This window comes from Cyanobium sp. Maggiore-St4-Cus, from assembly GCF_024345615.1.
In the GTDB taxonomy this organism is placed as follows: domain Bacteria; phylum Cyanobacteriota; class Cyanobacteriia; order PCC-6307; family Cyanobiaceae; genus Cyanobium_A; species Cyanobium_A usitatum.
In genome coordinates, this window is the sequence record NZ_JAGQBL010000014.1 from 80,140 (window position 1) to 87,675 (window position 7,536).

7 protein-coding genes and 1 tRNA gene are annotated in these 7,536 nt (G+C 64.9%); 2 read left to right on the forward strand and 6 right to left on the reverse strand.

Annotation, left to right across the window (positions count from 1 at the left end; translation table 11 throughout):
- The first annotated feature begins 250 nt into the window (after positions 1-250).
- The gene (locus KBY99_RS12715; protein ID WP_254942009.1) at positions 251-487 is read left to right on the forward strand and encodes a DUF2811 domain-containing protein; all 237 of its coding nucleotides are present in this window, start codon (positions 251-253) and stop codon (positions 485-487) included.
- Positions 488-640: 153 nt separating this feature from the next.
- Here the strand turns inward: KBY99_RS12715 and KBY99_RS12720 are convergent, their stop codons facing one another.
- The 6 genes from KBY99_RS12720 to KBY99_RS12745 form a co-directional block, all read right to left on the reverse strand.
- Positions 641-2,287 (reverse strand): GMC oxidoreductase, encoded by a 1,647-nt coding sequence (locus tag KBY99_RS12720; RefSeq protein ID WP_254999433.1) that lies wholly within the window; start codon positions 2,285-2,287, stop codon positions 641-643.
- Between the two features lie 84 nt (positions 2,288-2,371).
- A tRNA-Met gene (locus KBY99_RS12725) sits at positions 2,372-2,448 on the reverse strand.
- Positions 2,449-2,491: 43 nt separating this feature from the next.
- Positions 2,492-3,463, reverse strand: a complete 972-nt coding sequence (locus KBY99_RS12730) for an asparaginase (RefSeq protein WP_254999434.1) — start codon at positions 3,461-3,463, stop codon at positions 2,492-2,494.
- Between the two features lie 18 nt (positions 3,464-3,481).
- Complete coding sequence (locus KBY99_RS12735) at positions 3,482-3,964, reverse strand: CGLD27 family protein (RefSeq protein WP_254999435.1); 483 nt, start codon at positions 3,962-3,964, stop codon at positions 3,482-3,484.
- 5 nt (positions 3,965-3,969) lie between these two features.
- On the reverse strand, positions 3,970-4,380 hold the full coding sequence (gene rsfS / locus KBY99_RS12740; RefSeq protein ID WP_254999437.1) for a ribosome silencing factor: 411 nt from the start codon (positions 4,378-4,380) through the stop codon (positions 3,970-3,972).
- The gene (locus tag KBY99_RS12745; protein ID WP_106632970.1) at positions 4,373-5,008 is read right to left on the reverse strand and encodes a DUF3318 domain-containing protein; all 636 of its coding nucleotides are present in this window, start codon (positions 5,006-5,008) and stop codon (positions 4,373-4,375) included. Before KBY99_RS12745 ends, rsfS begins: the two co-directional genes overlap by 8 nt.
- 97 nt (positions 5,009-5,105) lie before the next feature.
- On the opposite strand from KBY99_RS12745, the gene carB reads away from it, so the two are divergent.
- A partial coding sequence (carB, locus tag KBY99_RS12750) for a carbamoyl-phosphate synthase large subunit (protein WP_254999439.1) occupies positions 5,106-7,536 on the forward strand: 2,431 nt, incomplete at its 3' end.

Consider the following 7,536-nt stretch of genomic DNA (forward strand, 5'->3'; position numbering starts at 1 on the left):
GGCCTGGCAGTTGGGGAATAACTGCTTTTGTTCAGTGTGGCCTTGACAGCACCGGCAGCGCTCGCCCTCGCAGGCTTTGCAAAGCCTCGTTACTTCCTTGTGGAACCGCAGGCACAGGCAATCTCAGTTGAGAACGGTGTGGTTTCGCCCTGGCCTTCAGGCTTTGACGGACCTGGCACCGATGTGGCCTACTAGGTCACCCAACTCTTGTTTCGTAATGGCAGCCGAGCGCAGTCACCTCCAACGATGTATGGAGCAGCCCAGCTGCGCAGAAGGGTTAGTGGAGGCAGAAGCCGGCAGCATCAGCCTGGAGGCGGAGGTGCCAGAGGTGTTGTTCGATGGCATGCGCGAGTTCCTGCGCAGCCACCCCCAGTGGGATCAATACCGCTTGATCTCCTCAGCGCTGTCCAGCTTCCTGTTTCAGCACGGCTGCGCCGATCAGGGGGTGAGCCAGCACTACCTCAACGGCCTGTTCCTGCGCCGCTGAATTTTTCAAATCTGGTGGCAGATAACAAAAAAAAGGCGGAGGGGCCAACCTCCGCCTGAGACTCCCTTGCCCGACCCTTTAGAGGTCGACGTTGCCATTGTGAGCAGGGTTGCTTAAGCCGGTTGTGGCGATAGACACCGGATCGCAACCGGGTTATGGGGCTCCTTGGCGCAACCTGGCGGCAGCGGCTTCGCAAGCGCGCCAGGTTATGGCCATTTCAGTGAGGGTTGGGCTCTGCCAGCCGGCCCGGGGCCAGCAGGCCCCATCGACTACCAGGACATTGGGGGCGCCCCAGCACTGGTTGAGGTGATTCACCACACCTGCCTCGGGCTGGCTTGCCATGCGGGCGCCGCCGAGTTCGTGGATGTAGTAGCCAGGTGGTGGCGCCTCGGGACTCACCGCCAGGCTGGTGCGGATCCAGGGCTCCAGCAGCGGCAGCACAAATAGCTCTTCGATGGGCCGGATCTGCCCCCCACCAGCTGCCACCACCGCCTCCATGCGCCGGTGCATGTGGGCCACCAGGCGCTGCTCGTTTGCACCCCAGCGGCAGTTGATGTGGGCGGTGGGTAGCCCCCAGGCATCGAGATGTTCACCGTTCAAGGTCACCTGGTTGTCGGCGTTGGGTTGCACGTCGCCGTGACCGATCAGAAAACCCACCGCCTCGCCTCGGCGTCGCTGCAGCAGGGCGGGTGGATCAAAGCGCTGCAGGGCTGTCCAGAGGCCGTAGCCGCCACGGAAATCAGCTTCGCTACCCGCATCCAGGTTGACCGTGTTGGGTATGAAGCAGCTACCGGCCCCAGAAAGTTCGCTGGGCCCATCGAGGGCTGGCACCCCGGGAATCGAAAAGAAGCGACTGCTGGAGATGTGGTCCATCAGATAGCGCCCGAGGCTGCCGGATGGATCGATTAGGCCGCCGCGTTGGTGGGCTTCGCTCGAGTGCAGCAGGATCCGCAGTGTCTCGATCGTTGAGGCGCAGAGCACCACCAAGGGCGCCTCAATGCGCTCGTGTGCTGCCGTTTTGCCATCTACCAGCACCACGCCCTGGGCCCGCTCGCCGTCGAGCAGTAGGTGGCTCACCACGGCGTTGCTGCGCACCTGGGTGCGCCCCGTTGCCAGGGCCCGTGCCAACGTGCGCCCCTGGCTGGCGGAGCGGGGCCAGCCCGCACCCCGGTGCAGGTTGAAGCCGCGCGAGTGGATCAGGGGCAGGCCGAGCTCGTCGCCAATGCGACGCTGCAGGTGGCGTTCGCCCGGGGTGAAGGGTAAGGGCGCCTGGAAGTGGCCATCGGGCAGCTGGGGCAGGCCGTCGCAGGCTCCATGCACCTCCAGCAACTGCTCAAGGCGGGTGTAGTAAGGCGCTAGCTCGGCGCTGCCGATCGGCCAGCTTGCCCCCTGGCCATCGCGCTCAGCAGCACCAAATTCGTAGTCGGAAAGGCGCAGGGTGATGCCTCCCCAGGTGAGGCTTTTGCCCCCCACCTGCCGGCCCCGGCTCCACAAAAACGGGGCGTCGTCTGGGGTGGAGTAGGGATTGAGCCGCTCATCGACAAACAGCTGGGGATTGTGTTTCCAGAAGCCCGGATGGTGGCGCTGCAGGCGTTGCTGGCCGCTGGCGATGCGGGCCACGCGCCGGGCCGTATTCAGCGGTTCGCTGCCGAAGGCCTGGCGGGATGAGAGCTCGGGACCGGCCTCAAGTACCAGCACCCGCAGCCCCGCCTCGGCCAGCACCATGGCAGCCACACCGCCGGTAGCGCCGGAGCCCACCACGATGGCGTCGGGCTGGGTCACGCTGGCGGGGATGGCCATCTTCTGGGCGGTAATCGCTGGGGCAGCGCAGGTGAACGTTCAAACAACAAAGCCCCGACAGGTGACTGCCGGGGCTTTGGGAAGTGGTGGCGGGGGCGAGATTTGAACTCGCGACCTTCGGGTTATGAGCCCGACGAGCTACCAGACTGCTCTACCCCGCGTCGACCTCTTAACCATACCAGTCGAAGTGCCTAGTACTGGCGCTCAGTCGAAACGCAGCTCGCCGATCACCTCCAGGCGCAGATGGGGGGCTGGGATCAAGAAGCGAGTGCGCAGCTCTTCAAGAGCTATTGGCGTTAGCCAGTCGAGCTGCTCGAGCAGGTGCAGGGCTACGGCTTGCTTGGCTCGGGCGGAGCCGTCTTCCACCTTGATCGCTATCCCCATGCCTTCGCCGACGCGGCTGAGGCACTGGATGCCTTCAGCTCCGCCCTTGCTGACCACCTGGCCGTGGCCGCCTCGCATCAGTTCGGTGTCAAAGCGCCCCTCCCCGGCCACCAGTTCGGGGTGGGCCAACATCGCCCGGCTGAGGCGCTCCAGATCGGCCTGGCTGCCGGCGCCCAGGTGGGCGTAGAGCAGGGCCATCTGGGCCAGTTGCAGCTGCAGGGTGGGGGCGCCGCAGTCGTCGCGGGCGGTGAGCAGCTCGGCGGCGGGCAGGGCGAGCAGATCGCCCACGCGCTTAAACACCTCCTGCTGCAAAGGATGCTCTTTTTGTAGGTAGCTCTCGGTGCTCCAGTTCAGCTGCCGGCAGGTGGCCAGGAAGGCGGCGTGCTTGCCGGAACAGTTGTGCTCAAGGGGGCTTTTGCCGCAGTCGGGCACGGGGCATTGCAGCTGCTCGGCCTCGATTTCAGCGCCCCAAAGCAGCTTGAAGGCCTCGCGGGCGTGCATGGCCGTGCCGGTGTGGCTAGCGCAGGCGATCGCCAGGCCCCGCTCGCCGCAATTGCAATGGTCGGCGGCGCCACTGCTCACAAAAACCGTGGCCTGAAAGGGCTTTAGGGCAGAGCGCACAAAGCTCAGCTGCTGGGGATCGCCTGCCCGCATCAATACTCGGCCGCGGCCGTCGCAAACCACCGCGTGCACCCGGTGGCGCGATTCGACGATGCCGTTGCGCAGCAGCCGCACCTCCAGGGGAGGGACGCCCCCGCGGGCGGTGCCACCGAAACTGGAGGACAGGGTCACAAGAGCCCAGGAGCTGGTCTATAGAGCCTGACAGAGGCTGGCCCCCACCAGGGCCAGGATTACCGCCAGGGCTGCCCCCTGCTGCAGCCGCCGCAGCACCGGTTGCACCTGGTGCTGGGCCACCAGCAGGTCTTGCTGGCGCCAGGCCAGGGGCTTTTCCCACACTTGTCCGTCGTACCACCCCGATTCCTCGTATTCGACCTGCTCGGAAACCAGGCGGCGGTGCACGTAGTTCCATCCGAGCCACTGGCGCACGAGGAGCAGCATCGGCAGCGCCACTGCAGCCACCATGCCCGCCAGGACCAGCTGGGCCGGGTGGTGGCGCAACACCCAGCTGCCGCTTGCCACCAAGGTGGAGAGGGGCAGCAGCAACAGCCAGCTGGTGGCTAAGGGGCGCAACAGACCTGGCAGGTCGTGGGACGGCCAAACAAAAAACCAGGAGGCCAGCAACTGCTCGTATTCCTGCAGGGGCCGTTGCTCGGGGGGCACCGGGCACGGCATGGCGGTCAGGGAGAAACTGCTGGAGTTGAGCTTACGAAGCGCACCTGTTCACCGTGGCCCCAGAAGGATTCGAGGTCGTAGTAGGTGCGCTCGCTGGGGGTGAGCACATGCACAATCACTTCGCCGTAATCGAGCAGCATCCAGCGGCCCTCCTTCTGGCCTTCGCGCCGTAGGGGTAGCCGGCCGGTGGTTTCCTCGATCTGATCCTCAGCCGAGCGGGCGATGGCCCGCACCTGCACATCGGAGAGGCCGCTGCAGATCACAAACCAATCGGCCAACGACGACACCTCGTCAACGCGGATCAGGCGAATATCCACGGCCTTGCGGTCGTCACAGGCTTCTGCCGCCAGCTTGGCCAGCTGCTCGCTGTTGAGCTCCTGGTGGGTCGTGGGCCTGCCAGCGGGGGAATCAGCCATAGACGTTCTCACTGGTGACGGATTGACGCGAGCCCTGTTGCTGGGCCATTTCGGCCCGGGCCTTGCCGGCACTCTTGCGCAGTGCCTCTAGCCGGTCTTCGTAGAAGGCGCGCTTCTTTTTCTTGCGGGTCTGCTCCACCAGCTCCTTGAGGGCGCCGCCCAAACTCTTGTAGGCATTGGGCAGGGTGTAACCGAAGCGGGTGGCCAGGTCGATGGCCCGCTCATCGGCGGCGATGGCGTCCTGCAGCCGCTTCTCGGAGTTGTTTTTGAGGTAGAGGCGGTAGCCGGCAAAGCCGGACAGGCCCAGGGCCATCACCAGGAGGAGGCCGTCCTGCACCCACAGCTCACCGATGGCTCCACCCAGGCCGATCGCCAGGGCCGCCATCTCCCAACCGTCGCGGGGTACCGCATCGTTCTGGACGCGGCCCACCTCGTGCCAAAACAGCAGGTTGCGATGGTCTATCGCCAGCCCGTCCCAGCTTTCCAGGTCGACCTGAATTTCGACTTCATCGCGACCGATCTCCTCGATGGTGATCAGGGGCGGTTCCACCGAGGCGGCCGCTTCAACAAACACCCAGCTCTGTAATTCAGGGGGCAGCAGCCCTTTCAGGCGCTGGAGCTCACTCATCTAGGGCTTCCGCGTTATCAATCAGGTTAGCGATTCCAGCCCCAGCTGCTGCCAGGGGGGCGTGAGAGGCTAGGCAGGTTTGGCTTGCCCACCCCCTATGCCCCGCCGCACGGACCTCAGGCGCATCCTGCTGCTGGGCTCGGGGCCGATCGTGATCGGCCAGGCCTGCGAATTCGATTATTCCGGCACCCAGGCTTGTAAAGCGCTGCGGGCAGAAGGCTTCGAAGTGGTGTTGGTGAATTCCAACCCGGCCTCGATCATGACCGATCCGGACATGGCGGATCGCACTTACATCGAGCCACTTACGCCCGAGGTGGTGGCCCGGGTGATTGAGATCGAGCAGCCCGATGCCCTGCTGCCGACGATGGGCGGCCAGACCGCTCTCAATCTGGCGGTAGCCCTGGCTGAAAACGGCACCCTGGAAAAGCACGGGGTGGAGCTGATCGGCGCCAATTTGCAGGCGATCCGCAAGGCGGAAGACCGGCTGCTCTTTAAGGAGGCGATGGAGCGGATCGGCGTCGCTGTCTGTCCCTCCGGCATCGCCAACACCCTTGAGGAGGCGGAGCGGGTGGGCGAGGTCATCGGCAGCTATCCCCGCATCATCCGGCCGGCCTTCACCCTCGGTGGCAGCGGCGGTGGCATCGCCTACAACCCCGAGGAGTTCCGCGCTTTCTGCAAAAGCGGCCTGGAGGCGAGCCCCGTCTCCCAGATCCTGGTGGAGCAGTCGCTGCTGGGCTGGAAGGAATTCGAGCTGGAGGTGATGCGAGATAGCGCCGACAACGTGGTGATCGTTTGCAGCATCGAAAACCTCGATCCGATGGGGGTACATACCGGTGATTCGATCACCGTTGCACCGGCCCAAACCCTCACCGACCGCGAATACCAGCGGCTGCGCGACCAGTCGATCGCGATCATCCGCGAGATCGGCGTCGATACCGGCGGCAGCAATATTCAATTTGCGATCAACCCCGCCAACGGCGATGTGGTGGTGATTGAGATGAACCCGCGCGTATCGCGCAGCTCGGCGCTGGCTTCGAAGGCCACAGGCTTTCCAATCGCCAAGATCGCCGCCCGCCTGGCGGTGGGTTACACCCTCGACGAAATCGTCAACGACATCACCGGTGCCACCCCGGCCTGCTTCGAGCCCACGATTGATTACGTGGTCACGAAGATTCCCCGCTTCGCCTTTGAGAAGTTCCGCGGTAGCCCGGCGGTGCTCACCACCTCGATGAAGTCGGTGGGGGAGGCGATGGCGATCGGCCGCTGCTTTGAGGAGTCGTTCCAAAAGGCGTTGCGCTCCCTGGAAACGGGCCATGCCGGCTGGGGCTGCGACCGCCCCGATGCCGCCAGTGACCTCACGCTTGCCCCCGATCCCACCGCCCTGGAGCGGGCCCTGCGCACCGCCACGCCTGAGCGGATTTTCGCCGTGCGCGAGGCGATGCTCGTCGGCCGCAGCGACGACGAGATCCACCAGCTCAGCGCCATCGATCCCTGGTTTTTGGCCAAGCTGCGCTGCATCCTCGAAGCTGAGCAGCGGTTGCTGCGGGGCCGCCAGCTCGAGCAACTCGATGCCGCCGCCCTGCTGGAGCTCAAACAGCTGGGCTTCTCAGATCGCCAGATCGCCTGGGCCACTGGCAGCGATGAACTCACGGTGCGGCGCCACCGTCAGGGGCTGGGCATCAATGCCGTGTTCAAAACCGTCGATACCTGTGCGGCGGAGTTTGCCTCCAGCACGCCGTATCACTACTCCACCTACGAGCGGCCGCTGGAGCGGCTCAATGCGGCCGGTGAGCTGGAGATCGTGCCGCCCGAAAACGAGGTGCAGCCGGAGAGCCGCCGCAAGGTGATGATCCTGGGCGGCGGGCCAAACCGCATCGGCCAGGGCATCGAATTCGACTATTGCTGCGTGCACGCCTCCTTCGCTCTGCAGGCCGAGGGCTTCGCCACCGTGATGGTGAACAGCAACCCGGAGACGGTGTCAACGGATTACGACACCTCCGACCGGCTTTATTTCGAGCCCCTCACCCTCGAAGACGTGCTCAACGTGATCGAGGTGGAGCATCCCGAGGGGGTGATCGTGCAGTTCGGCGGCCAGACACCTCTCAAGCTGGCGATCCCGCTGCTGCGCTGGCTGGCTTCGCCCGAGGGGTTGGCCACCGGAACTCGCATCTGGGGCACCTCACCTGAATCGATCGACGCCGCCGAAGACCGGGAGCAATTTGAAGCGATCCTGCGCCGGCTGGAGATCCGCCAGCCCCGCAATGGCTTGGCCCGCAGTGAGGCCGAGGCCCGGGCCATCGCTGCGCGCGTGGGCTATCCAGTTGTTGTGCGCCCCAGCTACGTGCTGGGCGGGCGCGCCATGGAGGTCGTCTACGACGAAGCCGAGCTCAACCGCTACATGGTGGAAGCGGTGCAGGTGGAGCCCGACCACCCAGTGCTGATCGACCAATACCTTGATAACGCCATCGAAGTGGATGTGGATGCCCTTTGCGATCGGGAGGGGGTAGTGGTGATCGGCGGTTTAATGG